At 58.2% G+C, this 25,975-nt stretch carries 20 protein-coding genes and 1 riboswitch; of the genes, 12 read left to right on the forward strand and 8 right to left on the reverse strand.

Features of this window, described 5'->3' with window-relative positions; translation table 11 throughout:
* Positions 1 to 27: 27 nt before the first annotated feature.
* A riboswitch (cyclic di-GMP riboswitch) is annotated at positions 28 to 110 on the reverse strand.
* Positions 111 to 423: 313 nt separating this feature from the next.
* From C1719_RS14545 to C1719_RS14565, 5 genes are all read left to right on the forward strand, one after another.
* Positions 424 to 1,761, forward strand: a complete 1,338-nt coding sequence (locus tag C1719_RS14545; protein WP_102375756.1) for a phosphoadenosine phosphosulfate reductase — start codon at positions 424 to 426, stop codon at positions 1,759 to 1,761.
* A complete protein-coding gene (locus C1719_RS14550) occupies positions 1,751 to 2,269 on the forward strand; it encodes an IbrB-like domain-containing protein (RefSeq protein ID WP_102375757.1) in 519 nt (172 codons plus the stop codon). Before C1719_RS14545 ends, C1719_RS14550 begins: the two co-directional genes overlap by 11 nt.
* Positions 2,270 to 2,482: 213 nt before the next feature.
* The gene (locus C1719_RS14555) at positions 2,483 to 2,710 is read left to right on the forward strand and encodes a hypothetical protein (RefSeq protein ID WP_102375758.1); all 228 of its coding nucleotides are present in this window, start codon (positions 2,483 to 2,485) and stop codon (positions 2,708 to 2,710) included.
* Positions 2,711 to 2,820: 110 nt separating this feature from the next.
* Positions 2,821 to 4,563, forward strand: a complete 1,743-nt coding sequence (locus C1719_RS14560) for a cell wall-binding repeat-containing protein (protein WP_281255992.1) — start codon at positions 2,821 to 2,823, stop codon at positions 4,561 to 4,563.
* Positions 4,556 to 5,929, forward strand: coding sequence for a glycosyltransferase (locus C1719_RS14565; RefSeq protein WP_102375760.1), 1,374 nt, complete (start codon positions 4,556 to 4,558; stop codon positions 5,927 to 5,929). The genes C1719_RS14560 and C1719_RS14565 overlap by 8 nt, the downstream gene beginning before the upstream one ends.
* A gap of 128 nt (positions 5,930 to 6,057) precedes the next feature.
* Here C1719_RS14565 and C1719_RS14570 read toward each other — a convergent pair whose 3' ends face one another.
* From C1719_RS14570 to C1719_RS14600, 7 genes are all read right to left on the reverse strand, one after another.
* Positions 6,058 to 10,029: a cell wall-binding repeat-containing protein gene (locus C1719_RS14570; RefSeq protein WP_180963643.1), complete on the reverse strand. Its 3,972-nt coding sequence runs from the start codon at positions 10,027 to 10,029 to the stop codon at positions 6,058 to 6,060.
* A 435-nt stretch (positions 10,030 to 10,464) separates the two neighbouring features.
* Positions 10,465 to 12,117, reverse strand: a complete 1,653-nt coding sequence (locus tag C1719_RS14575; RefSeq protein ID WP_102375762.1) for an ABC1 kinase family protein — start codon at positions 12,115 to 12,117, stop codon at positions 10,465 to 10,467.
* Positions 12,118 to 12,289: 172 nt separating this feature from the next.
* Positions 12,290 to 12,568, reverse strand: a complete 279-nt coding sequence (locus C1719_RS14580) for a molybdopterin-binding protein (RefSeq protein WP_102375763.1) — start codon at positions 12,566 to 12,568, stop codon at positions 12,290 to 12,292.
* A 9-nt stretch (positions 12,569 to 12,577) separates the two neighbouring features.
* Positions 12,578 to 13,384 (reverse strand): molybdopterin-dependent oxidoreductase, encoded by an 807-nt coding sequence (locus C1719_RS14585; protein ID WP_102375764.1) that lies wholly within the window; start codon positions 13,382 to 13,384, stop codon positions 12,578 to 12,580.
* Between the two features lie 11 nt (positions 13,385 to 13,395).
* Complete coding sequence (locus tag C1719_RS14590; protein ID WP_102375765.1) at positions 13,396 to 15,057, reverse strand: molybdopterin-dependent oxidoreductase; 1,662 nt, start codon at positions 15,055 to 15,057, stop codon at positions 13,396 to 13,398.
* Between the two features lie 132 nt (positions 15,058 to 15,189).
* A complete protein-coding gene (locus tag C1719_RS14595; protein ID WP_102375766.1) occupies positions 15,190 to 16,752 on the reverse strand; it encodes a Fic family protein in 1,563 nt (520 codons plus the stop codon).
* Between the two features lie 285 nt (positions 16,753 to 17,037).
* Entirely contained in the window at positions 17,038 to 18,696 is a 1,659-nt protein-coding gene (locus C1719_RS14600; protein WP_102375767.1) for an FAD-dependent oxidoreductase, read from the reverse strand.
* Between the two features lie 261 nt (positions 18,697 to 18,957).
* Between C1719_RS14600 and C1719_RS14605 the strand changes: the two genes are divergently transcribed.
* Positions 18,958 to 20,421 (forward strand): helix-turn-helix transcriptional regulator, encoded by a 1,464-nt coding sequence (locus C1719_RS14605; RefSeq protein WP_102375768.1) that lies wholly within the window; start codon positions 18,958 to 18,960, stop codon positions 20,419 to 20,421.
* Here the strand turns inward: C1719_RS14605 and C1719_RS14610 are convergent.
* Positions 20,418 to 21,644 carry an ornithine cyclodeaminase, nickel-pincer nucleotide-dependent gene (locus C1719_RS14610; RefSeq protein WP_102375769.1) on the reverse strand — a complete coding sequence of 409 codons (1,227 nt, stop codon included), beginning with the start codon at positions 21,642 to 21,644 and terminating at the stop codon, positions 20,418 to 20,420. The two genes, C1719_RS14605 and C1719_RS14610, sit on opposite strands and share 4 nt — an antisense overlap.
* Positions 21,645 to 21,897: 253 nt before the next feature.
* Between C1719_RS14610 and C1719_RS14615 the strand changes: the two genes are divergently transcribed.
* The 6 genes from C1719_RS14615 to C1719_RS14635 all read left to right on the forward strand — a co-directional run.
* A complete protein-coding gene (locus C1719_RS14615) occupies positions 21,898 to 22,524 on the forward strand; it encodes a hypothetical protein (protein ID WP_102375770.1) in 627 nt (208 codons plus the stop codon).
* A 13-nt stretch (positions 22,525 to 22,537) separates the two neighbouring features.
* The gene (locus tag C1719_RS16125) at positions 22,538 to 22,918 is read left to right on the forward strand and encodes a nucleotidyl transferase AbiEii/AbiGii toxin family protein (RefSeq protein ID WP_245874560.1); all 381 of its coding nucleotides are present in this window, start codon (positions 22,538 to 22,540) and stop codon (positions 22,916 to 22,918) included.
* Positions 22,915 to 23,400 (forward strand): nucleotidyl transferase AbiEii/AbiGii toxin family protein, encoded by a 486-nt coding sequence (locus tag C1719_RS16130; protein WP_245874561.1) that lies wholly within the window; start codon positions 22,915 to 22,917, stop codon positions 23,398 to 23,400. The genes C1719_RS16125 and C1719_RS16130 overlap by 4 nt, the downstream gene beginning before the upstream one ends.
* Before the next feature lie 207 nt (positions 23,401 to 23,607).
* Positions 23,608 to 24,273 carry a DUF3990 domain-containing protein gene (locus C1719_RS14625; protein WP_102375771.1) on the forward strand — a complete coding sequence of 222 codons (666 nt, stop codon included), beginning with the start codon at positions 23,608 to 23,610 and terminating at the stop codon, positions 24,271 to 24,273.
* A 2-nt stretch (positions 24,274 to 24,275) separates the two neighbouring features.
* Complete coding sequence (locus tag C1719_RS14630; RefSeq protein WP_102375772.1) at positions 24,276 to 24,935, forward strand: helix-turn-helix domain-containing protein; 660 nt, start codon at positions 24,276 to 24,278, stop codon at positions 24,933 to 24,935.
* 172 nt (positions 24,936 to 25,107) lie between these two features.
* A partial coding sequence (locus C1719_RS14635; RefSeq protein ID WP_146007931.1) for a DUF3662 domain-containing protein occupies positions 25,108 to 25,975 on the forward strand: 868 nt, incomplete at its 3' end.

The raw sequence follows: 25,975 nt of genomic DNA on the forward strand, positions 1-25,975 counted from the left end.
GAAAGGAGGCGCTCCGCGCATCCATCGATCTGCAACTGGCTGGCCGCCTACATGGTGTGGCCCCTGTAGCTTTGCGTCGCCGCCTTTCGGCGGGTTTGCATGGATTGATGCATTCTATAACCAAACAGCTTAAACTTCTAGTTGGCAATGATACCCCCCCCCGATGTTTGTCAAGACTTGTTCGTTTTTCAGGCGCAGCGTCGAATCGATTCGCCTCTTGGCTTCCGCAAGATCCTCTCCCGCACAACCCATCCCAAACCTCCGTTTTCAGCGCACCCAATCGCCAACCGCCCTTCCCGATAGGCATTCTATGCCGATAGGTCAGCTTTACTGGCAAGCAGAGCCGTTTTATGTTAATCATTAAGGGAGCTTTCGCGAATACGGCGCGCAAGCCGCAAACGGCATCCAACGGGCATCAACCATATGATCAGAAGATACACCGAACAAAACGTTTTCGAAGCGCTGCAGGACCGTCTTCGGTTCGTGTTCGAAGAGTTCGACAACGTGTTCGTATCATTCTCGGGAGGCAAGGACAGCGGCCTTCTGCTCAACCTGGTGCTCGACTTCAGAAACAAACACTTCCCCAACAAGATCGTCGGCGTGTTCCATCAGGATTTCGAAGCGCAGTACTCGGCCACGACCGAGTACGTCGAACGCACCTTCGACAGAATCGAAGGAGAAACGGAACCCTACTGGGTGTGCCTGCCCATGGCCACGAGAACCGCCCTCAGCAGCTACGAGATGTTCTGGTATCCGTGGGACGACGAGAAGGAAGACGCATGGGTCCGTCCCATGCCCGAACGCCCTTACGTCGTCAACCTCGAAAAGAACCCTATCGAAACCTACCGCTACAGGATGCACCAAGAAGATCTTGCCAAGCAGTTTGGAAGGTGGTACCGGATGGCGCACGGCGGCGGAAAAACGGTCTGCCTGCTCGGGATCCGCGCCGACGAATCGCTGCACCGCTACAGCGGAATACTCAACAAGCGCCATGGCTACGAAGGGAAATGCTGGATCACTTCGCAATTCAAGGGCGTTTGGGCCGCAAGCCCCCTTTACGATTGGTCGGTGTCCGACGTCTGGCACGCAAACGCGCTCTTCGGATACGACTACAACCGCCTTTACGACCTGTATCACATGGCGGGCCTCTCGCCCGATCAAATGCGGGTCGCCTCCCCCTTCGGAGATTCGGCGAAGGACAGCCTCAACCTCTACCGTGTGATCGATCCCGAAATATGGGCCAAGCTCGTCGGACGCGTGCAGGGTGCGAACTTCGGCGCAATCTACTGCCGCACCAAGGCCATGGGATATCGAAACCTGGAACTCCCCGAAGGACACACGTGGAAATCGTTCACGTTCTTCCTGCTCGAAACGCTCCCCTGCCAGCTGCGCGAAAGCTACGTGCGCAAGTTCAAAACCTCGATCGAGTTCTGGTACGAAACAGGCGGAGGCCTAAGCGAAGAGGTCATATCCGAGCTCTTGGAGCGCGGCTACCGCATAAGGCGCAACGGCGTTTCCAACTATACCCTTCGCAAGAATTCCCGCATCGTGTTCGAGGGCGACCTTCCCGACCACACCGACGACGTGAAGAGCACCAAAGACATCCCCAGCTGGAAGAGAATGTGCTACTGCATCCTGAAGAACGACCACAACTGCCGCTTCATGGGATTCGGGCTAACGCGCGAGCAGCAAAGGCGCGTCGATGCTCTCAAGCGCGAGTACCGGGCGGTAATCGGAAAGCGAGGAGAGAATGGAGCCTAGAAGCCCTGTATACAACGTAATCGCCGTACCGATCGAAAAGGTGAAGCCGAATTCGTACAACCCGAACTCGGTGGCTCCACCCGAACTCGATCTGCTTTACGACAGCATCAGGGAAGACGGCTACACCATGCCCATCGTGTGCTACTTCGACGAAACGGGCGACGAATACGTGATCGTGGACGGATTCCACCGCTACCGCGTTATGCTCGAGCACCCCGACATTCGCGAACGGGAGAGCGGCATGCTGCCGGTATCCGTGATCGACAAGCCGCTCGACTGCCGCATGGCATCGACGATCAGGCACAACCGCGCACGGGGATCCCACAACGTCGACCTCATGAGCAAGATCGTCGCCGATCTCCACGAGCTCGGCCGCTCAGACGCATGGATATCGAAGCACCTCGGCATGGACAAAGACGAGATCCTGCGCCTCAAGCAGATTACGGGGTTGGCAGCCCTGTTCAAAGACGCCGAGTTCGGCGCATCATGGATTCCCGAAGAAGAATAGCCGATTCGGCAGAAAGCCCCGAAACCTCGCATCGTCGCTGCTGCCCGAACCGGCGCAGCAGTGATTCTCCTTTCAGCCGATACCCGTTCGATAAGCTTCTCGGTAATATCACCAATGGTGTTATATAATGGCCTCATCCCAGCTCGCTCGCGGCAAGGGGCGCACGCCGAAGCGATCGGGATCCGAACCGACACACGATCAGAAGGAGCAGACATGACAAAACGCAGCAAGCCCCTCATATCCGTTTTCCTGGCCTTGACCCTATCGGCTGCATTGGTTCCCGCAGCATCCTCCTCTGCCTTGGCAGACACCGAAAACGAAGCGCTTTCCGCGGACTCCCCCGCAACCGACGCCGACGCTACGGACTCCGCCGCAGCGCAAGAAACCAACGGCGCAGAAACCACCCCCCCCCGAACCCCGATGACGGCGGCAATCCTCTAGCAACAAGCACCATCACCGATGAAGAAATCTCCGACGTTCTAGCCGAGATACCCAGCGAAGACGAGCAGCCTGCGGCGCGAAGCCTCAGCTTAAACGCATCGAGCGATCCCATTACGTACTTCTCAGGCGCCGACCGCTTCGAAGTAGCTGCGATGGAGGCCCTGTACGCCTACGGCTCCTCCGAGTACGCCATCATCGCCGGCAGCGAAGGATGGGCGGACGCCCTCTCCTCAACCAGTCTCGCCGGCGGGCTCAAGTGCCCGATCCTCCTTACGAACGCCGCTTCCGTTCCCTCGTGCACTCTCGATGCGCTCTCTCGGCTTGGCGTCTCGAAAATCATCGTTGTCGGAGGCCCCAACACCGTTTCCGAAAGCGTGCTGACCCAGCTTGAGAACAAGGGGTTTGCCGTCGAAAAGAGGCTCGGCGGGGCCGATCGGTACGCGGTTCAGCTGAACATCTACCAATACGGCCTGGATAAGGGCCTGTGGACCGATAGCCGCGTCATCATCGCATCGGGAAACGGATTCAGCGACGCCCTTTCCGTCTCTCCCGTGGCGCACAGAGACGTCGTTCCCATTTTCCTCGTGAACAACGGCGCATTGAACGCCGCCCAGAAAAGCACGCTTACCAAAGATGCCCGTGAAAAGGGCATGTTCAAGGAGACCGTCATCGTCGGCGGGCTCGATTCCGTGTCGCAGGCAACGCAGACATTCATGGGAAGCGTTTCCGCCTTGTCTTCGGGGATGCAAAACCACGTCACGAGGCTGGGCGGAGCCGACCGCTACGAAGCAAGCGCCAATATCGCCGCCTGGGCGACGTCGCCCGCGCAGGGATTCACTTGGGATGGAGCAGCCTTCAGTTCCGGTGACAAACCGTATGACGCGCTTGCGGGCAGCGCTGTGCAGGGAACGAGCGGATCCGTCCTTCTGCTCGTCAACTCCAAATCGAACAACCCGACGATAAAGATGGCGGCCGAAAACAAAGGCTCGATCTCCAGCATCAAATTCTTCGGAGGAAACGCCAGCATCACCGATGCCACCCGCTCGCTCATCCGAGCACGGCTCGGCTTTGGAACCGAGGGCGATCTCGTTTCGTATCGGGATTACAGCATCACGCTCGATAAGATGGCCAACCTGGAAGTAAAAGCGTCCGTCGGATATCAGAACTACAGCAAATCTCAGATTCTCGAATACCTCGACCCCGACAACTTCTCTTTCGGCGAGCAGTCCTTCTACCAGTTCGCCGTTCTTTCAGACGGCTATTCGCATGCCGTATCGGCAAGCCAAATCAACAGCTTCATCGCAAGCGTGCCCAAAGGGGCAAACGGAATGCTCGCCGGACAAGGTCAAACCTTCATCGATGCCGCCAAGCAGTATGGCGTAAACGAAGTGTACCTGCTCGCCCACGCCATCTTGGAAAGCGGATGGGGAACCTCGGAGCTCGCGAACGGCTACCGCTATAGCGGCGGAACCATCGACGGCACATACTATCCTGCGGGCACGTACTACAATTTCTACGGCATCGGCGCGTACGACGATACGCCTTTGAGCGGCGGGCGAAAGCTCGCAATCATCAACGGATGGAACTCCCCCGAAAAAGCGATCACGGGAGCCGCCCGGTGGATCGCGAAATACTACATCAACGATCAGCCCAACCCGCAGAACACGCTGTACAAGATGAAGTGGGATATCCAAAACGCCATGGCGCCGATAAACCCGAATCCCTGGCACCAGTACGCAACTTCCCGCACCTGGGCAGTCGGCATCGCGGCCGTCATGAGCGATTGCTACCGCTACAACAAGCTCGACATGGCGAAATCCGGCTTGGTCTTCGAGGTGCCCTCTTATGCTTAGCACGCAACCGACGCTCCTCGCAAACGACAAAAATCAGACCGCCCGATTCGACACCATCGTCGTTCTTTCACATGAATGCCCCTTCATTTCAGGGCAGCCATCTGCGGAAAGCTACCTCGAGCGGGAAATGCAGGTGCTCGCCGAGCACGCCGACCGGGTGATCGTGTTCGCCCATGAAGGATGGTTCGACGGCTGGCCCATCAAAGCAGGCCTGCCGGAAAACGTGTCGGCGTTCGGGATAAGCGACTGCGCGACGATACCAAGCGAATCCTTTGCCGGCAGGCTGAAACGCTTGGGATGCCTCGCGAAGCATCTCGGTGCCCTATGGTCCGAACGGCGCAGGATCACCTCGCGCGAAACGCTTTTCGCCGCCACCTCCTTTCTTCAGCTGGGCGACATGAAAGCGCGGCGCATGCTCGAAGTAATCGCCGAGCAGAAAATCGTCTTCTCAGGTCGCGTCCTTCTCTACAGCTACTGGTTCAACGAGCCGATCCTCGCCATGCAAAGCCTCGCCCGCCGCATTGAAAAGCAAAGCGGAATGCGCCCGGTCTGCATAAGCAGGGCGCACGGATACGACTGCTACGATTACCGCAGCCCCTGCGGCTACAACGCCTTCAAACGGTGGATGGCAGAAAAGCTCGATGCCGTTCTCGTCTGCTCGCAAAACGGAGCGAACTACCTGAAAGAAAGGGATCCCGAAGTATCGGGCGCTTATCGGGTCGGGCGCTTGGGAACGGCGGATACCCAGCCGCAGGACCCTTCGCGAAAAGGGGACGCCTTCTCGATCGTCTGCTGTTCCCGAGCCGTCTCGCTCAAGCGCGTCGATCGGGTGATCGACGCGCTTCTCGTGCTGGAGGAAAGAGGCCACCGTCTGCGGTTCACCTTCATCGGCGATGGCGATCAGCTTGGCGTGCTGAAAGAAAAGGCGGCGCTTCTGAAGAAGACGGAGGTCGACATCAAGGGCGCGCTGCCCAACGAAAAGGTGTTCGATTACTACAGCTCGACGTTCACCGATCTGTTCGTGAACGCAAGCGAATACGAGGGAATCCCCCTTTCCATCATGGAGGCGTTGAGCTTCGGCATCCCCGTAGTGGCAACGAATGTGGGAGGCGTTTCCGAAATCATCCATGATGGCGTATGCGGAAAGCTGATCGACCGAGATTTCACCGATGAGGACCTCGCCGACGCGATAGAAGCGTTCGTGGCGATGGACGAAAAGAAGGTCGAAGCCATGCGAGCAGCCGCACGGCGCAACTGGGAGCAATCCTACCGCTTGAAAACCAATGCAGAGGAGATGCTTCGGCTGGCATACGCCCTGTCTTCAGCCTCGGATTCCAAGCGAAGAGATGCGCAGGGAATCGTCTGATTTCGCTTCGCTCCCGCAGGGACTCCTGTTTTGCCGCCTCGATGCAATGCCGGTTGCGCAAAAAAACGACGAGACCCCCGCAAAACGGGGGTCTCTCGGGCCGTATGAGCCGAAATTGGTTTTCTGCCTTACGCAAGCGCCTTTTCGATAGCTGCGAAGAGATCATCGGAGACGGTCCACTTGTCACCGAGCACGTAAGCTTTCTCGACACCATCCTTGTTGGGCGCAAGCACCTTCGAAATGATGAACGACGCCGGTTCGCCTTCGTCGATAAGCAGCAGAGGCGAAGCGTTCTTGCCGCCGAGAGACGACGAAACGAGCGCGTCGGCGTACTTGTCGTCGCGACCCGCCGTGAGCATGGCGTTCGAATAATCGAAGCTGCAGTTCTTCACAGCCCACTCAGCCGTCATCTGCGAAGTCTCATAACGGTCAACGCCGCCAAGACGCTCCGTGTTGCTGACGACCTTCTTGATGCTGGCAACCGAATCGTCGGAAACCGACCATTTGTCGCCGAGCACGACAACGCGTTCGAAGCCGCCCTTGGAAAGCGCATCGAGCACGTCCTGCGAAACGGTGCCGTCCTTGGCCGCAAGGAAGATCGGCGCTTCGAGGGCGTAGGCAACCGATGAAATGGAAAGCGAATCGGCAGCCTTTTCGCCAGTCGCCACGATGGCCGTCTTGCCCCAGTTTCCGGCGTTGGACTTGTAGATCTCGTAAGCAGTCTCAAGGCGATCGGCGCCGCCGATGCGGGTCGTCGTACCGCTCATGAGCGCTTTGATCTCGTTGAACGTATTTTCGGAAATCGACCACTTGTCACCGAGCACGATGGCGTTCTTGGCGCCGAGACGCTTGATTTCGGCCTTGGTCTCGGCAGTCAGCGCATTGGATTCGGTGATAAGAACCTGCGCATCTTTCGCACCGGCGAGCGCCGAAGCGGCAAGCGCGTCGGGGAAATCGTTTCCGCGTGCAATGATCACGGTCTCGCATGACCCGGCCGTCGGGAAGGACTCCTGGGAGATGAGTTCCATGGTCTTGTAGCGATCATCGCCGCCGAGACGCGCAGCGGCCGTCGGCACGACAGGCGTGGCGTTCTTGGTCCACAGGGCGTACAGCGTCATGTCGCCCGTTACGCGATCGGACTCGAAGTCCCATTTCGTATCTTCCGCGCAGCTCTTGTCGGTGTACCATCCGCCGAAGGTGTAGCCCTCGTAGGTGGGAACGGCGGGCTCGGCAACGTAATCGCCCTTGTCAACCGTTGCCTTCTCGACAGCGGAACCGCCCTGGCAGTCAAACGTCACCGTTGCTTCAACGGCATCAGCCAAAACAACAGCGTAGGTTGAGAACTTGTCGCCGGCAAACGACACGACGTTCGTGGCGTAATCGGCCTCGACGCCGTCGAGAACCTCGGCCTTGCCGTCGTGATAGCGGACAACCTGAACGTCCTTGCCCACCAAACCGTCTTCGACCTTAATCTGGAACGGAATAGCAGCGGCGGTCTCGGTGACCTTCGCCTCGACCGAATCCCGAGAAGTGGAGACAACCAGCTTGACGCTCAGATCGTAGAACGAAATGGCGCTGTTTTCGGCGGCCACGCCCTTGATGGCGTCAGCCTCGTCAGGATCGACGTCGCCAGCCGCTACGGGAATAGACGAAACCACCATGGTTGCCGACACGTCGGCAGCATCGGCATCCTTGACAAGATCGTTGATCTTGCTATCCTTGCCCGTCTCGATCTTGTTGCCGCCGATTGCGCCGTCTTTGGCAGGCTCGTCTGCCTTGATGGCATCGCTCAGAGAATCGGCGATCGTGCTGAGGGCTTCGTCGTCCTCGGGCACGCCGGGCTTGTCGGCAGGAACGTTGTCGCCAGACACGACAGGAGCCTGAACCTCAACGTTGCCGTCGCCGCCTTCGATCTTCTTCTGGATCTGGTAAACACCGTCGGATATCTTCGAGCAGGCAAGGCCATCGATAACATAAGCAGACACGTCGCTCGAGTAGGTACCGCCCGCGATCGAGATGTTCTCAGATGCTTCGGCCCAGTCCGACGACTGACCCTTGGACCACGTGTAGGCGAGAACAGCCTCGTTGTGGACAGAAGAGAACTCTCCACCGTTGATCGTGATAGACGGAGCGCCACCGGGGTAGCTGCGGTTCACCAGCGAAATGGCCGCACCGTCGCTCACGAGACCGTCGCCCGTTTTGCCGGGACGCTCGTCTTCGCCGACGCCTTTAACCACGCCGCCGTTGAAATCGAAGCTCGTGTTGACGGTGCCCTCGCCCGAGCAGAACTGGATGCCCGTCGTGCCCTCGAGCGTACCGCCGTTGAGGACCAAGGTTCCTGCCTGCGGGTGATAAACCGCCGCCGAAGCGGTGCTCTTGACATCTCCGCCGTTTATGACGATATCGGTGCCATGGAACGTACCGTTACCGGAAATGGCATAGCCCATGGTGTCGATGACAACGCCTTCGGCAACCGTCAGGGAAACCTTTTCGGCAACAGCCGAAGCGTCTGAAGTCGTTCCGATGAGAGCAACGCCAACCGCACCGTAAGTTACCGCACTCGTGCTCGCCGTGTTGTCGAGGTTTTCCAACTTCGTACCGGCACCAAGGGATACGGCTTTCGCCTTGCTATCGCCTTTTCCGCCTACGTAGATCAGATAATTGTAGTTGCTCTCGGTATCGGGCTTGTATGCCTGGATGGCAACGTTCTCCGTAGCAAGGTTCGCGGCACCCGAAACGTGAACGGCCTTCCAGCCTGCCGTCTGGTTGCCGTTGCTGCGGGCATCGATCACGGTGCCGTTTTTAAGCGCATTGTCGCCAGCGCCCGCAAACAGCAGACCGTCTACGGTGCCTGCGTCATCGCCGACGATCGTGAGCGTCTTCGCTCCGAGATCAACCGTCACGTTGTTCTCAAAAGCAATCGGCTCGCTTTCGACATCGGTCAAAAGCTCGACGACGTCACCGGCGACCGCCTTCTCGGCAGCCTCTTTCAGGCTCGCATACTCATCGTTGCCGATCTTGGCGACGATGGGAGCCGGGGTCTCGTTGACAACGTATGCACCGTCAACGAGCGTGCAGGAGTATCCTTTGGCGCAAAAATCCTCCACGGTAGCGGAGAACGTACCGCCCGAGATCGATATCGTGCCGATGCCCGTGCTGCCACCCATCTGGGAGATGACCTCCGCATCGGCAGCAGCCGTGAAGGTACCGCCCGTGATAGTCAAATCGCCCTTGTTGATTTCACCGGGATTCATGCCATTGAGGATAACGCCATCGCTGCTTTCGGTTGCCGTGAACACGCCACCCGAGACCTTCGCGACATTCCAGTTGAGAAGCACCGCCTGGCTCACGTTCGTAAACGTGCCGCCCGTGATTTCGAGAACGCCGCAGTCGTCGTTCTTCACGGTGTTCAGGCCGCCTGCAAACGTACCGCCCGCAATGGTCAGGGAAGGCACGCTTTCGGGATCCTTCTTCTCGGCCCCGGCATTCTGATAGCCGTTTTCGATCATGCTGGAATAGTGGCCGTTCTGAGACACGTCGACGCCATCGTTGATGGTCAACGCTCCATGATTGCGGATGACGTAGAACGAATTGCCGCCCGCATCGGTCGAACTCTGTCCGTTCTCTTGGCTGCGCGTGTAGGCGCCGCCGTCGAGAACCGCCGTGGCACCCTCGACGTTTTCAAGAGCCGCCCTCGCGTGGGACACGTTGTCCACGGTGCCGGTTCCCTTAACCGTCAGCGTACCGTTGTTGGTGATGGTATGCTTGCCATCGACGTTCGTCAGCTTGCAGCCGCCAAGATCGATCGTCACGCTCTTTTCCTTGGCAATCGTAACGCTTTCGGTCGTATCGGCAGTCAAGACGATCGTATCGTCGGCTTGAGCCTTATCGATGGCAGCCTGCAGCGTGTCGTACGGGGTGTCGCCGATCTTGGCAACGCCCGTCGTCTGCGCCCCTTCGCCTCCTTCATCGCCTTCGGCCCATGCCGTATGGGGAACCATAAGCGTGGTGGCCAAGATGAACGCCAAGATGACGGACAGCAGCTTTCTCGATCTCGCCTCCTCCGCGATGCTCGAGATCTGCCTGGATATGGTATCCATCCTTGCTCCTTTCCCGGGGTCGTCGCTCGCAAATGCCGCCCGTATACGGGAAACGGCCGGATTGCGTCCGGCCGTTTTTACCCGCAATAGGACAACCATGCCTGAGCATGGGCCCCTGCAGTATCCGAAACCACCCGCGGAGCGGTTTCTTGCTTGTTGATTTTCGTATAACCCGATCGGTTATAGCTGCAATGATACCCCCCCCCGATGGATGTCAAGATTTTTTCGATAAGCAGCTAACAGATAATTAGGTAACAGTGCTGATAGGAAGGGTATTAAGGGTTTTCAGGGGCAGCGATCGATCCCGCAAATCAAGCCGAAGCAACCCAGGTCCCATGCGCTCGGCGGATAGACCCGTCGGCACAATGCGATCGCCTGCTGCAAGCCGCGCGCTCGTCCAACCGCTGTCGCGACCCGCCTGCGTTGGCGAATCGGCTATTTGATCTTCTCGTCGTTCACCTGCTGATGGCGAATCGCGACTGCGCGCACTATCACGTACACACCGAGCACGAACGCGCCAAGGTACCCAAGCGCACCCAAAAGCGGCACATCGAAGATCTGCGGCTGCATGGGCGTCGTGCACACGATGCTCGACCCCACGAACAGGCCAGCCGAGATAAGCGCAAGCGCCAACAAGCTCGCCACCTGGTACAGAGTTCCCTTGACGTCGTGAGGCAGCTTCATATCCATGGCTACTTTGAGCTGGCCGCGGTCGAGCATGTCGAGCGTGCGAGACAACTGCGAGGGCAGGGTTGCCATAGCCTCGGCCGACGCCGCCGTCGAGGTGAACAGCTCCTGCGCCTTTCCCTCGAGATAGGAAAGCGTCCACATCTGCTTTTTCACATGCACTGATACGATATCGACCACGTTGATGGACGGCGCGATGTCGGTAAGCACGCCCTCAAGCGTAAGAAACCCACGGGCGAGCATCGTAAACGAAGGGGGCAGTGAAAGGTTCTGCGTCCGCAATATTTCGATAACGTCCACGAACGCCATGCCGATGTTGATATCCGACAGATCGGCGGAAGCGTACGTATCGAGCATGCCGCCCATCTGCTCGAGCAGCATCCCATGATCCACCGGTCCATCCGCCTTCGCCAAGCTCAGAAGAGCCTCCTTGAGCGCATAGGGGTCGTTGAGAGCAACCCCGCGGAATACCTTGCCCACGATTGCGCGCTCGCTCGAAGTGAGCGTTCCGGTCATACCGAGGTCGATCCACACGATGCCGTCGTCGTTGACCATGATGTTGCCAGGATGGGGGTCGGCATGGAAGAACCCGTCGTCGATCACCTGCGTCACGTAGCTTTGGGCTATCCGCTCCCCGATGGCAGGCAGGTTTTTGCCCAGGTCTTGCAACCTTTTCTTGTTATCGAGCAGCGTGCCCGTTACGTATTCCATAACAAGCACCCTGTCGGTGCTGTATTCGGGATACGGAAGCGGGCTCGTAACGCCCTGCTGATCCTTGATTTCCTCGTGGAACCGTTTGAGGTTTTCCAGTTCGATCGTAAAGTCGAGCTCTTCGGCCGTGGTCCTCTCCAATTCCGAAACCAGATCATCGATGGTCAGCATGAGGCTGTCGGGAGCCATGTTGGAGAACTCGGCCAAAGCGATCAGGTGCTTGATGAGCGTGATGTCCTCGGCCATCTCTTGGGCGATGCCCGGCCTGCGCACTTTAACGGCGACCACGGTTCCGTCGTGCAGCGTCGCCTTGTGCACCTGTGCGATCGAAGCCGAACCGAGCGGCTTTTCCTCGATGGATGAGAAAACCGTCTGCCAGGAGGCGTCGAAAGATGTTTCCAGGCATTCCACCACCGTATCGAACGGCATGGGAGGAACATCGGCCCGCAGCTTTTCGAATGCATCGCAGTAGCCTTTGGGAAGCAGATCGCTGCGATTCGAGGCGATCTGCCCGATCTTCACGTACGTCGGACCGAGATCTTCGAGGATTGCCACGGCTTTTTCAGGGGTCAACCCCGACATCGCATGATGCTTCGCGAGTATCTGCCGGATTTCCTTCATGCGCTTGCCTGACGTTTTATCCTTCACCGTTATTTCGGCAACGCGCAGGAATTCCTTGAATGTGGCCATGGCTTCCCTTTCGACGAATCACCCGTTCAAACCAAGCTTTATCAAGAGTAAAGCATAACCGTGCACGGCGAAGAAAACCGTTGACAAAGAGAAGCTCCGGGTTCTGATCGCGCTCGGAACCCAAAGCAACATGCGCAGGGAGACCGCTGAAGCAGCCTCCCTGCACTGTATCCTAGGCGGCAGTGAACTCCGCTACATCGGCAAGGGGGCTTTCGACGCCCTCGTCGTTCACCGAGCGAACGAGCAGCCGGTAGAAGCCGGGTCTTTCGGGCGTATAGGAAAACGTCCAGTGAACCCACAGCTCCGAAGACGATTCGGAGACGTCGTAAGAGGTCCAATGCTCGCCGTTGTCGAGCGAAAACTGAACCGATACGATCTGCCTGCCGTAATCTTCGGCGTACCCGCTAAACGTTACCGGCTTGCCGACCTCGACCTGCATAGGAGCGATCATCGTCTCACCCTATTCCTGAGCGCCCGCAAGCACGCCTGCATTGGGGCTGTTGGGGTGCTCGTCGGTTGCCCCGGGAGCTTCGGGCGCAACCGCTTCGGTTGATACGACGACCTGCACCACATCGCGTACGAAGTAGTTGGCCGGCGTCTTCATCATCCAAAGCTGGTTGTTGCCGCCCACAGAGGCCGACAGATCCTCGTCGTTGATCTCGTAGCTGAGCACCGCATGACGACCCACCACATACGAAAGCGGGAACGTCGCCTCGGTGCCGTCAGACGAGACGAACGTCAAAGCGTTCGCACCTGGGTTCGCGCCCGCGCGCGAAAGAAGGTATTCGATCGGAACGCCTTTCACATCAGCGGTGATGATGGCTCGACCACCGGCGGGGTTGCCGCCGCACGTGCATGTCATAACTTTGTTGACCGATTCTTCGCTGGCAAGATCGCCCACGGAAGCAGTGAATGCGCTTTGCACGTCTCCCGTAACCGAAAGCTGCCATCCAAGCGGGTTATCGGCTGCGATGCTCGTCGACGCTCCGCAGATCGCCTGCGTGGCACGCTGGAAGAACGTCTTGATCACTTCGTTGGGCGTGATAGTGGTCTGGTCGAAGGAAAACTCTCCCGCCACCACCGCATCGGTGATCTGTGCGCTCTCGACCGTCGTGCCGGCATCTTTCGCTTCAGTGCCCCCGGAAGTCGCAGCAGCATCCTGAACAGGCTCGCTCGCCAACGCCGGCGTGGCAACCATGGAAACAGCCATGGTGAGCCCAGCGACGGCAGAGAGAGCGGTGCGACCGTATCGAGTCGTTGTCTTCATACTGGTTCCCCCTACTCTACCGTGAACATGAACTGGGTGTCGTACTGGCATACGCGCTCAGCCCCATCGGGAGTAATGCTCGTAGTGCGGATATCGAGAAGATACGCACCGGCCGCCGGAGGCGTGAAGTCCATCCTCCAATACGTCCAGTAATCCGCGTTGTTGTTCGGCGTATCGAGAACGGTCCAGGTCTCACCATGATCGAACGAGTACTCGATCTTTTCGATCGGCTCGTCCCATGCATCGGCGAAGCCTTCCAGATGCACGGTTTTAGCTTCGTCGCCCGAAAGCACCACGCCGGTGGGATAGTTGAGGACGCCGCTGTTGGGCTTCGAGTATATCTCGCCGGTCTTATCGTCGGTGAACTGACCGATATAGAGCTGGTTGTCGAGATCCTCTTCAGCCTTCGTCATGAAGGTAAGGTTCGAGATGCGCTTCGTGAAGTTGCCTCCGGAAGTTTTGTTCACCCAGATCATGCAAGGATATCCCTGAGTGTTGGGCAGTCTTTCGCCGTCCATTTTAGTCACGATGACCGCGTCGTTTTCAAGCAGCCAATCGATGCTCATCTGGGCGTAGTCGTAGCCGTCCGATCCAATGGGGCTTACCGTATTGGCACCCGCCTTGGGCTTTGCGTAATCGATGATCGCGGAAAGCGGAATGCCTTCGACTTCGCTCTGCATGATGGTGGCCTGGCCTACGCCGTTGATGGTGCAATCCATCTTCATAACCTGCTTCACGGTACCGAATTGCTCTTCCATTTCGGGAAGCGTCATCTCGGCCGGGTTCTCGCAGTCGCCGTCGATGGAGATGACCCAGTTCTCGAAAATAGACTCGTCGACGACAGAATCATCGGTGAGCCACTCGCTCGGCTCGTCTTTAACGGTTTTGAAGATGCGGTTTTCCGCCGGGGTGATCGTGGTCTGGTCGTAGGAGATGTCGGCTTCGAGATCATCGGACGCTACATCGGTGATGCCCTTGTACAGATTGTACTTCACTTCATCCCAGCGATCGAACTCGCCGGTGTTCGGGTTGATGTAGTGGCATGATTGGCATGTGCCCTCATCGTCGTCGTTGAACATCGTGCTCGTCATGTGGGTCGTATGGATGATATCGGCCAACTTGATGCCCGAATACGAATCGGAGTGACAAGCCACGCAGTTCTGATAGCTCTGCTCGGTGGGATACCCGAAGAATATCAGACGATGGTACGTCGGAAGACTCATGAGGGCGTTTTCCAGCGTATGGCACGAAGTGCAGCCGCGATTGTCGGCATCCAAGTAGGTGTTGTTCCAGCTCACTGGATCAGAGGGAACCGGCTGCACGAGAAAGCCGTTGCGGTCCGTGTATCGGCGAGGCGCCTCGGCCTTCGCATTGGCCTCGTTCTTTTCGGAATTCTTGTAGAAGTCGGGCAGCGATGCCACGCCGTCGACGAAACGCCCCGTCGTCGGGAACCCGCTGAAAGCCGACAGCTCGTCGACTCCCGCTTCGTCGGATTTCGCGCTTTTCGCGCTTTCGTTCGCGGCATCGGTCGACTTCGTTTCGGCGGTCGACGCCTGCGGGCTGCATCCCCAAATGGCAGCCGAGACGACCAAGGCGACCGATAGCAGCACGATGATCGATTTCACTTTGCTCTTCGAGCGCGCCGTAGAGCGCTCGCCAGCGTTTTCTTTCATTGATCCTCCTTAGTGGTAAGAAAGCAAAACCTCCGATTCTCCTTTCTCCTCCGATATCCTTCCTCTATCGCCTCGATGGCCCGGGCGCAATCGCCGAACTTCCCCCGTTCGTCGATTCGCCGTGCAAAAAGATCAGCCGTCTCCCAAACAGCTGCGCCTTCGCGGGCCATCGCAGTCGGCTATGGGAGCACGCCGAAAATCGTGGTGCTCGATATACGTCTTATCCAAAAGCGATTTTTCGTAAAACCCGATGTCTCTGTTGAATGCATACGATGCCGCTTCGGCGCTCCTGTATTCGCTGCGCAGCGAACCGTCTTCGTTGTAGTACCGATAAAACGCCGGTGAGCAATGGTTCTTCAAATACTCCAAAAACGTTTGTTCGAAACCATCAGCAGCGACGAAGAAATGTCTGATGCCATCGTCGTGCTGCCGCAAGAATCCCATGTCGAGCAGACGGGCGAAATCGCTTCGCGCACACGGATAGGAGACGTCGTAGCGCTGTTCGTGGATTCCGTAAGTGAATTCCGCGTTGCTGTGGAGGATAGCCTCAAGCAGCACTTCTTTCTGGCGGAAGTTCATGGTTTCGTCCGAGTCGATGATGATGCGAAACCGCTCACGACGCCGACTCATGCCGTCGAGCTTCGTCATGGTCCAGCGCTGCTCATCGACGATCGCTTCGACAGCCTGCTCGAAAAAACGAGTCAGATCGCGATAGCCGCCGCATTCGACGGCCAGTTCGTCGGGATCGCACGGCAAACCCGCCCGCGGGTCACCGGCTTCGTCGCACGCGTACAGCAGCTTGAAAACGGGAACGTGCGCTGAAAAGTGATATCCCTCGCGATGCAGAATAAGAAAGTACAGCAAGTAGGCAAGCACGTTGTTCCCAGCTGGAAACAGGCGAAACGTTTTGAAGTAATGAAGCGCAATGAGCGCATTGACCAGGGAGTGGTTGCCGCAATCGCCGAGATGCCGGCAGTCGGCACCGTCTAAGCCAAGCTCAGCGGCGCCTCCTTCGCGAGGCCAGAGACAGCAGCAGAAGGAATCGAGCGCCTTTTTGCGCAGATCCTCTACCGTATTGGCGTCGTGCTCCTCAACCTCGCTCACCTCTTTGATGGAGATTCCTTCCACAAGCCGCGCGTACAGCCCTTCGATGAAAGCGGCGGTAATCGGCTTGTCGCGGTAGTCTTCGACGCTCAGAAGGATCTTCCCCGCATTCGATACGAGCAGCTCGATGCCGTTGGTCGGCTCGCAGGCGTGAACGCACACCCGCTTCATCCGCTGCTTGTCAAGCGATACGTTCTCGAAACAGACCGCCAGCACGACCTCGCTTGCGGCAAGATTGAGCTCGTAGTGGCCGCCTTCGGGATCGGTGAGGATGTCCACGTAGTGGACCGCAAGGGCTTCGTTGATCTGAAACCGTTCGAGCAGCCGACCCAAGCGCCATGTCTGCGAATACCAGCTGTCGGAGGGGCATTGCTGCTCGCCCCTCTCGTCGAGCGGCGCATCGTAGGGGGTGGGAAGGTAGCGGCCCTGGCTTCTTCGCAGCTTGTTGGCGGCAAACCAGTAAAGCGAAGCATCTTCGACGGTTTCCCCCAGACCCGCGGAAAGAGACTCAAGGGTCTGCGCCCGCATCGAAGACAGCGAAAGGGCGCGTTCCAACAGCGAGTAATCGTCTGCCGTTACCTTATTATCCATGTACTCCCTCTTTTCCCCTCACTGCTCTATGAATGGTGGCAGAACCGATTCCATTACTTCAAGAGGGAACAGAATGACTAGAAAGTATTTTCTATGTGGCCGATCATCCTTTTTACCCGGATTGCAGACGGGGTGAGCCAGGGTGGGTTCAGACATGAAAAGCCGCCCGGCTGCCGAAGCTGCCGGGCGGAGTCATGCGGAAGGCGCGAGCGAGGAGGGAGGGAGGAGTCGGCACGCGCTTCGCGGGATTGGTTAATATGGGGCTTGCATCCGCCCGAAATCGCTTTACGCGTCGATCTCTTCGGCAGCGTACATGCCGGCCATGCGACCGCCACTGTAGGCGCACATGAGCGAGAAGCCCTCGTAGTCGCAGTACGGAGCACTCATGAGCGTACCGTTGTCGGCACCTGCAACGTAGAGGCCCTTGATCGGCATGCCCTCGCCGTCGATCGCCTGAAGGCGATCGTTGGTGCGGATGCCGCCGATAGTGACCCACGCGCTCGGCTCGTACTGCAACGCATAGAACGGGCCGGTCGTCACAGGCTGCAGGAAGCAGGCGGGCTTGTAGAAGTCCTCGTCTTTGCCTGCTTCGCAGTAGCCGTTGTAAGTCTCGAGCGTGTTCACGAGATCGGGGGCGCCGATAGCCTCGGCGAGTTCTTCGATCGTGTCGGCCTTGAACGCCCAGCCTGCCTCAACCGCAGCGTCCATGTTCGCCTGCACGTTCTCGAGCGGCTTGTCTTTGAGCGTCATCATACCGGTGCGCCAATTCACCTCGTCGGCTCCGCACAGCGTCCACGCATCGGTACCGGCGTTGAGACCGTCGACGTACGCCTGGTCGACCACCGCATAGTACTGACCGCCGACAAGCGAGATGGCTCCGCCGAGAGCGAGCGGCAGGTTCGCGAACTTGCCCTCGTTCGAGAAGCGACGGCCCTGGTTGTTCACCAGAAGCGTGCCGTAGATGCCGATGGTGAAGGCGGCGTTGCCGCGCTCGTAGAGGCCGTCGGCCTTCTGGTTGGAACCGGTGAACTCGTTGCCCGCGATGCCCCACTGCGTGGAGACCTGTCCGCCGGCAGCTTGCACCATGTCGATGCCCTCGCCGATCGAGAGGATGTTGCCAAGCGGGTTCACGAAGGTGCCGAAGCGCTCCTTCATCATCTCGACGTTGCCGAGGAATCCGCCCGTCGACACGATGACGGCCTTGCCCTTCACATCGAGGACGGTCTTGCCCTGCTCGCACTGCACGCCCGTGCACACGCCGTCTTCCATGATGAGGCGCTTGCCCGTCGTATCGAAAATGAACTCGCCGCCTTTCTCCTCGACCCACTTCTGAAGCGGGCCCATGCGATCTTCGCCCTTCGCCTGGGTCTTGGAGTCTTTCGGATCGGACTGGAAGTTCGCACGAACCGAAGCATGGCCCGCTCCGTAGTTGTCGGGGCGAAGGCCCGTGGCAACGCCGAATTCCTCGGTGAAACGGTCGATCGTGTCGCCGGAAAGCAGCACCGCCTGCTTGATGGCCGCAGCGTTCGTGGACCAGTGGCTGTACTCCATGATATGGTTGAAGGCTTCTTCGTAGGTAAACTCGATGCCGGCTTCCTGCTGCAGCTTCGAGCCCACCATGAACGGACCGCCCGCAAGCGAACCGTTCGCAACGCCCACGTTGTTGCCCTTCTCGATCACGATGACGCTCTTGCCCGCGCGGGCTGCTTCGACCGCCGCCCACATGCCGGCACCGCCTGCGCCCAGAATCACGATATCGCATTCCTTGGTCTCATCGGCAGTTGCCATCGCGTTCGCATCGGCGGCCTCATCAGCCCCCGCTTTGGTTTCCGAAGACGAGGCGCTCGGAGCGCAACCGGCCAAAGCGGCGGTTCCAGCCAGCGCAGCAAGCGACCCCATCGCCAAGAAGTTCCTACGCGTCAAACCTTTGGTTTCTTTCGTCATGTCGATCCCTCCTGAGGATTCCCAATCGATTGCCCGGCCCCGGGTTCTCTCGATCCGCTTTGCCGGGATGCGCCCTCTTCCAGCGCATCGCCATCATGCCGCGCAAGGTCCGCCTTGTCGCGGGTGAACCCCGGAAACGCCGGGTGATTTGCAGCTCACCCCGCTTGTCACCCCGCAATTAACCTGATCAAAGCGCCATGGAAGAACCGCGGTATCATCTTGCGGTACAATGGGCCAACCGTTTGATCCGGAAGGGATGCCGTGAAACCCAGCGATATGGCACGCGCTCTTGCGCCCGAAGAAAGAACCTCCGAAGGCGATGCTCTGTCGAGCACGCTCTATCCTTGGCGCTTCCTGGGAATGGGCCTTCTGATCGCATGGCTCTGCTGCACCCACGTTGTCAGCATTTTCCCCGGCGACGTCGATGCGGAAGCGCGCGGACTGCGCACCGTCTTCGATACCGGCATGCGGTTCGGCGATATCGCCACGTTTCTCGTACTCGCCCTTGCCGCCTCCCGCATCGGACCGCTCGGAAAGCGGATGGCGACAAGCGCCGCATTCGTAGTGCTCACCTCGATCGGAACGGCGTGCATCGGCCTGTGGCTCATCCCCAGCCAAGCAAGCGAAACGGTCATCGCCGCAGCATCCTTCGCCACCGCGATCGGAGGAGCTTTTCTCTTCTGCCTCTGGGCCGAAATATATTGCCAGATGGGAAGTATGAGAACCATCGTCTACGGCGCCTTGTCCTGCATCGTTGCAGCAATCGCCTCGTTCGTCATCGGCACCATGGCAGCCCCGTACGCCATTATCGCAACCGCGCTTTTGCCCATTCTCTCGCTTATCTGCATCGCGCTCAGCCTGAGCACCGTACCCGCTGAGCCGACGCGCCTCGCCAACACCCGGTTCCCGCTGCCGTGGAAGCTTTTCGGTCTCATGGCCATTGCAGGCCTGCTTTCGGGCTTGGTGGGTTCGCTTCTCAGCAATGCAGACGGAACCGGCGCCATCCACCGCGTTGCCGCGACGGGCTTGTCGGGCGTGGTCATCCTCGTAATGGTGTTTCTCAGACGCGAGCGCTGCGACGTGCGGTTCCTCGCGAAGATCGGTCTGCCGATCTGCATCATAGCCCTTGCGACCGTGCCGTTTGCCGGATCGTCATGGGCCTATGCCATTTCGTTTCTCATCAAGCTCGCCTACGTGTGGTTCACCTTGTTCGTCCTGCTCATGCTCGCCAACATCGCCTACCGCTTCGAGGTGCCGAGCCTTCGCCTGTTCGCCATCGCGCGGGCCGTCAGCGAGGGAGCGATCTTCCTCGGCGTATCGGCGCGGCGATGGGTGCAGCAAACCGAACTGCTCTCAAACGATGCCTTCCTGTATGCCGTGGCCATCGCAGGCATCGTCTTGCTGCTTATCTGCACGCTCATTTGGATGAGCGAACGGTCGGTAAACGCCGACTGGGGCGCCTCGGGAATCAGCATCGAAAGCAGCGTCCATGTTCCCGGGCCCCGCGAACAGCTGATCGTGCGCTGCGAAAAGCTCGCGCTCGAGCATGGGCTCACCGAGCGCGAAACCGAGATTCTCGAACTGATCGCCCAAGGGAAAAGCCGTGTGGAGATAGAGCAGGCGCTGTTCCTGTCGCAGAACACCGTGAAAACCCACGCACGCCACCTCTACGCGAAGCTCGGGGTGCACTCCAAAGAAGGCGTGTACGAACTAGTGAACGGTTAGCATCCGAGTTCATCGGCAAGAAGCTGCAGGAACAGACCCACATCGGTTACGATGCCGATTGTCTGCATGCTCCCGCGATCGCCCAATTTTGTGACCGCAGCAGGGTTGATGTCCACGCATACCGTCGTCACCGAAGCCGGCAGCATGTTGCCCACGGCAATGGAGTGCAGCATGGTGGAAAGCATGATGCATGCCCCCGCTTCCCGGCACCACGCGCGCATGGCTTGCTGCGCCTCGATAACATCGGTGATCACATCGGGCAAGGGGCCGTCATCGCGTATGGACCCCGCAAGCACGTAGGGAGTCCCCGTTTTCACGAGCGTGTACATAAGACCGCTCGTCAGCACTCCTCGATCAACCGCATCGCCGATGCTGCCGGCCGCCCTGATCCGATTGATGGCGCGAAGATGGTGCTCGTTTCCACCGGGCACGGCAACACCGCTCTGCATATCGATGCCAAGCGACGTTCCGTAAAGCGCAACCTCGATATCGTGGGTGGCAACCGCATTGCCGCCGAACAGCACGCTCACGTATCCCGCGCGCACGATGCGCGCAAGATGCGCCGACGCCCCCGTATGGACAATCGCGGGCCCCGCAACGACGATCGTCTTGCGCCCGTCGCCGTGCACTTCGCGCAAAATCGACGCGATCTGCTTGACGATTTGGGCTTTCGGCTTTTCGCTGCTCACCGTTGAATTCATGAATTCGAACTCGGTCTTTTCACGAGCGCGCTCCTGCGTGACCACGCGCAGGCCCGTTTGCCCGACAACGAACATATCTCCTTTGCGAACATCGCTTATGGGTACGCCGGTCGCAGTCTGCGTCACCTCGTCGACGCGAACGCCCAAATCCATCTCGGTACCCTCGACGTGCCGCCATTGGCCCGCGAGGCGAATATAGGTTTCAAGGTTGGTGGTGGAGTAGAAGTCTTCGGGGAAAACGCCATCGGCTGGCGCAGGCTGCAGGCACACGTCTTCGAGATGCACGGGCACAACGCCGAATTCGTGAATGGTCCGAAGTATTTCCGATAGGTGCTCGCGGCTGCGGCCGAACACCCGCATGGTAATCGTCGACGGATTTTCGTTTCCGCGGCCGATATCCAAAGAGAGCACTTCGAACGTCCCGTCCAGCTCGACGATGCCGTTCATGATGTTCGAAAGAATATTCGAATCGATCAGGTGCCCCCGCGCTGTAACGTCTTCGTGCAAATGCTGCTCCAGCATAACCCCATCCTTCCCTAGCTACTGCATCCATGGTAGCGCATCGGCAACGGAAGGCGGCGCATAAGTCGGCGGCAAGCACGGTGCAGGTCCTGCGAAGCTGCCGGCCCGGCAATCATCAAGATCCCGAAAGAGCAATGGCTTTCCCTATCGCCCAATCCCCAATTCGACATCGGTTGTTTTTTGAAAGAAGTATATATTTTGATAATTTTTGTAAAGTTTTGTAAACTCCTGTGATTTCGTGTAGGATCGAACCATGACACCATTAAGCAAACAGATCATCGAGCGCTTCGGCTATGACGAGCCAATCCTCACGGAGGATATACTCGACATGTATCCCAGCCTGTCACGCACCGCCATCTACAAGAAGATTGACGCGGCGATCACCGAGGAGTCTCTTGAGCGTTACGCACGCGGCATCTATTATGTGCCCAGAACAACCCCCTTCGGAAAGTCGGAGCCCTTGGCTTCACAAGTTGTCAGGCGTCGATGGATCAGCGATGGAGAGAACGTGTTCGGTTACTATTCGGGACAAACGCTCGAAAACAAGGTCGGCTTGTCCTCCCAGGTACCTGCGGTGCTCGAAGTAACTACTAACAAGGCGTCGATGAGAGTTCGCGAGGTCGAGCCCTTCGGCGGATGGAGAAAGGTCCTCGTAAGGAAGCCGCGAACCACAGTGACCGAGGAGAACGTCGACGCGCTGATGCTGCTTGATCTGCTAACCAGCGTGTCGCCCGCGGACCTCGGGTCCACCGAACTCGCAAACCTGAAAAAACTCGCCTCGAAGGCAGGCCGAAAGAAAACGTTGTCTTTAGCTGAGCTGTATCCAGCAAAGACATCAAAGAGGCTTATCGAGAGCGAGGCCTACAATGTATTTACATGAGAGCCCCCAAGCAATGCGAAGGCTTGTAGCAGATGCCGCAAAAGAGTTCGGCAGGGCGCAGCCTTACGTATACAAAGATTACTTCGCCACCTTGTTTCTCAGAGAGATGGTTGTTGAAGATCCCGATATCGTTTTCAAAGGCGGAACCTGTCTTTCGAAATGTTATAACGCCATCGCCCGATTCTCCGAGGATATCGACCTTGGCATCGAAGCGATCCACGCCACGGAAGGACGGCGCAAAGCGATGAAACGAGCCGTCCTCATCTGCCTCTCGAAAATCGGGCTCGAACCTTCAAACCTTGAAGAGACGCGAAGCAGGCGCGAGTTCAACCGCTACGAAGCGCCCATACCCCCTCTCGACCCCGCAGAACCCAAAGACGCATTCCTCTCATGACCCCCGCCTCGCCTGCAGAGAAGAGGCCTCTGCAGAGCTTTATCGGCGAATACTGCGAAGCGATGGGCTACCGCGAAGCCGTCGATGCCTACGGTCTTGAAAGGTTCGAGGTGCTCGCTAACTCAATGGAGCGCACTTTTACCGACAAAGTGTACGCGATCTGCGACTACTATCTTGCGGGGATCATCCCAGCCCGTCAATCTCGTCACATATACGACCTGTACAAGCTGCTTTCGCTTGTGAAGCTCGATGATTCGCTGGCGAACCTCTTCGAAACGGTAAGGCTGCAACGAAAGGGCGGATACCGCTGCCCTTCGGCCGAAGACGGGGTCGACGTTTCCGCCATCCTTCTCGACATCGTAGACAAGGACGTCTACCGCAAAGACTACGAAGACAAAACCGTGCCTCTGCTCTACGAAGAGATCGCCTACAACGAGGCTTCGTCTGCGCTGCCGAAAATCGCTGCATTTCTGAAGAAATAGGGCACTACCCGAAATCGGCCACGACTCGCAAGACGCACACCGATGCGAGGCCGTCGGTGCTCACCGGGAGCCTCCGAGCAAAAAAGTCGATGCCCGGATGCGCCCACAACAAGAACATCGATATGAAGACTCTGGTTTGTTTCTGAATGTATTACTCTAGTGATATAATCATGTGAGGAATTCGAGCTTCGCAAAGGAGGCCGCCCGATGATCCAAAACCCCGAACGCTCCTTGATGCTGTTCCACGGCTCGCCAGTACGAGTGGAAACCCCTTTGTTCGGCAAAGGAAACAGCAGAAACGACTACGGACTGGGATTCTATTGCACCGAATCAAGGGAGCTGGCGTGCGAATGGGCCTGTCCGACAACCGAAAACGGGTATGTCAACAGCTACGGGCTGCAGACGACCGGGCTCGCCTTCCTCAATCTCAACGATCCATCCTACACCTGCCTCCATTGGCTTGCCGTCCTCGTGAAATACCGGCGCTTCGACGCGACCACGCCTCTCATGGCCGAGGCCAAGGAGTTCGTTCTCGAGCGTTATTCGGTAGATTTATCCAAGTTCGATGTCGTCTCGGGATATCGGGCGGACGATTCGTATTTTTCGTTCGCACGGGCTTTTCTCGACAATCGCCTCTCTCTTAGCCAACTCCAACAAGCGCTTTTGCTTGGCGAGCTCGGCAAGCAGGTAGTGATCAGATCCAAACGGGCTTTCGATGCGCTGTCTTTCATCGATGCAGAGCTCGTCAGGGGTTCTGATTGGCATCCGCGACGAAGCGCGCGCGACAATCAAGCACGCGCCCAATACCGAAATCTAGCCCGCGATACCAGTGAAAGCAGCGTTTACATGCTCGATCTGCTAAGAGGAGCATAATAATGGAACGCTTCGAATACGCATTCATATCCCTCGGCGACGAAACCTACTGGGAAGACATCGCTTCGGCTCTCGCAGATGTCTTCGATATCGGAGTGAACGCATGCGGAATCGAAGGCCAAGCTGTTGCGGATGCATTCGTCGCAAGCGGCCTTGCTCGACAATTCGAACTCCAGAACCCCGTTTACGTTGCAGGAAGATCAGGGAGCGAGCTGCTCAATATGCTGATGCCGTATCTCGACATGCCAACACCCGTTGAACCCTCGGACCGCTTCGGCAGAACGCCGGAGTATTGGCTCGGTTGGGTGCTTGGATTGCACCAGGCTCAAACGGGGCAGCCCTATAAGCGAATATTCGAAACGATCCCTTTCGCCGAACTGGTCGACATGTATTACCCGCTTCACGAAGCACCGGAATCGAAATTCAGTGAAACCCTCAGGCAACGCATGCATCAAGCATCCGAGCACACGCGCCTGCGCCTTCAGCGCGATGCAGCCGGATTATCGCAATCGGAACTTGCAAAGCGCGCCAACGTCGGGCTGCGCTCCATTCAGCTGTACGAACAGAGGAACAAAGATATCAACAGAGCGCAGGGTGCAACCCTTGTTCGGTTGTCCCGCACGTTGCATTGCGATGTGGAGGACTTGCTGGAAGTCGGATAGGAAGCAGCCGCCAGCTTCGCCGACAAGCCCTGCCGAGCGCGCCTCCCTCACCTTCATAAAAATGACGATTGCGTAAAGTATGGGCAAATGCCCTGCGTTTATGGCAAGATGGAGTTTCCTTGAACCGACATGAAACCGAACCCGAAACGCACTGGTCACTAAGGGAGGATCAATGGGCTTTTTCTCTAAATTCGAAGGCCGCATGGAAGATGCCTTCGAAGGCGCCGCCGACAAAATGTTCGACGCGCCTATCTCTCCCGTGCAAATAGCCAAAAAAGCAGAAAAGATGATGCGCCGAGAAAAGATGGTGGGCGCGGGCAAGCAGTACGCCCCCACGCTCTATACGGTGCTCGTCAACCCCGACGACGATCAGCGCCTGTTCGGATACTATCCCACCCTCGCCGGCGAAACCGAAACCTACCTCGCCGCAAAGGCTGCAAACGAGGGCCTCGTCATGGACGGCCAACCGCTCGTGCGCTTCATCGTAGACGACGAGCTCAAGCACGGAAAATTCGATATCATCGCCGAACCCGTCGCCGCCCCCATCATCGCGCAGCTTCGCGCAGAGGAAATGCAGCGCTACGGCCTCGGCGGAGCACCCGTGCGCGGAGCGGCTGCCGCCTACGCGCAGCCAGCAGCCCAGCCTTACGGAGCACAGGGCGTCGCGGCGGCCGATCCCTACGCGCCGGGAAGAGGGCTCGATCCATACGCCGCACCCGCCCCGGCACCGTATGGCCAACCGCAGCAACAGCCTTACGCCGACGCATACGCCCAGCCCGACAACAAGCCTCCGCTGCCTTACGTGCCCGACGACGAGATCGATTACTCGATCGACTACGGCGAGTACACGTTCGATTCTCAGGATTTCGACGACTACCGCGAAAACGGAGCAGCTGCTCGTCCCATCGCCCGCAACGATCGCTATGACGATGGTTACGAGGAAGACGATTACAGCGATTACGGCTATCAGGAACCGGGTCAAGCGCAAGGGTTCGACGGATACGACGATCGCCATGCCGTCGCTTCGGCGCCCTTCGACG

Source organism: Raoultibacter massiliensis, from assembly GCF_900199545.1.
In the GTDB taxonomy this organism is placed as follows: domain Bacteria; phylum Actinomycetota; class Coriobacteriia; order Coriobacteriales; family Eggerthellaceae; genus Raoultibacter; species Raoultibacter massiliensis.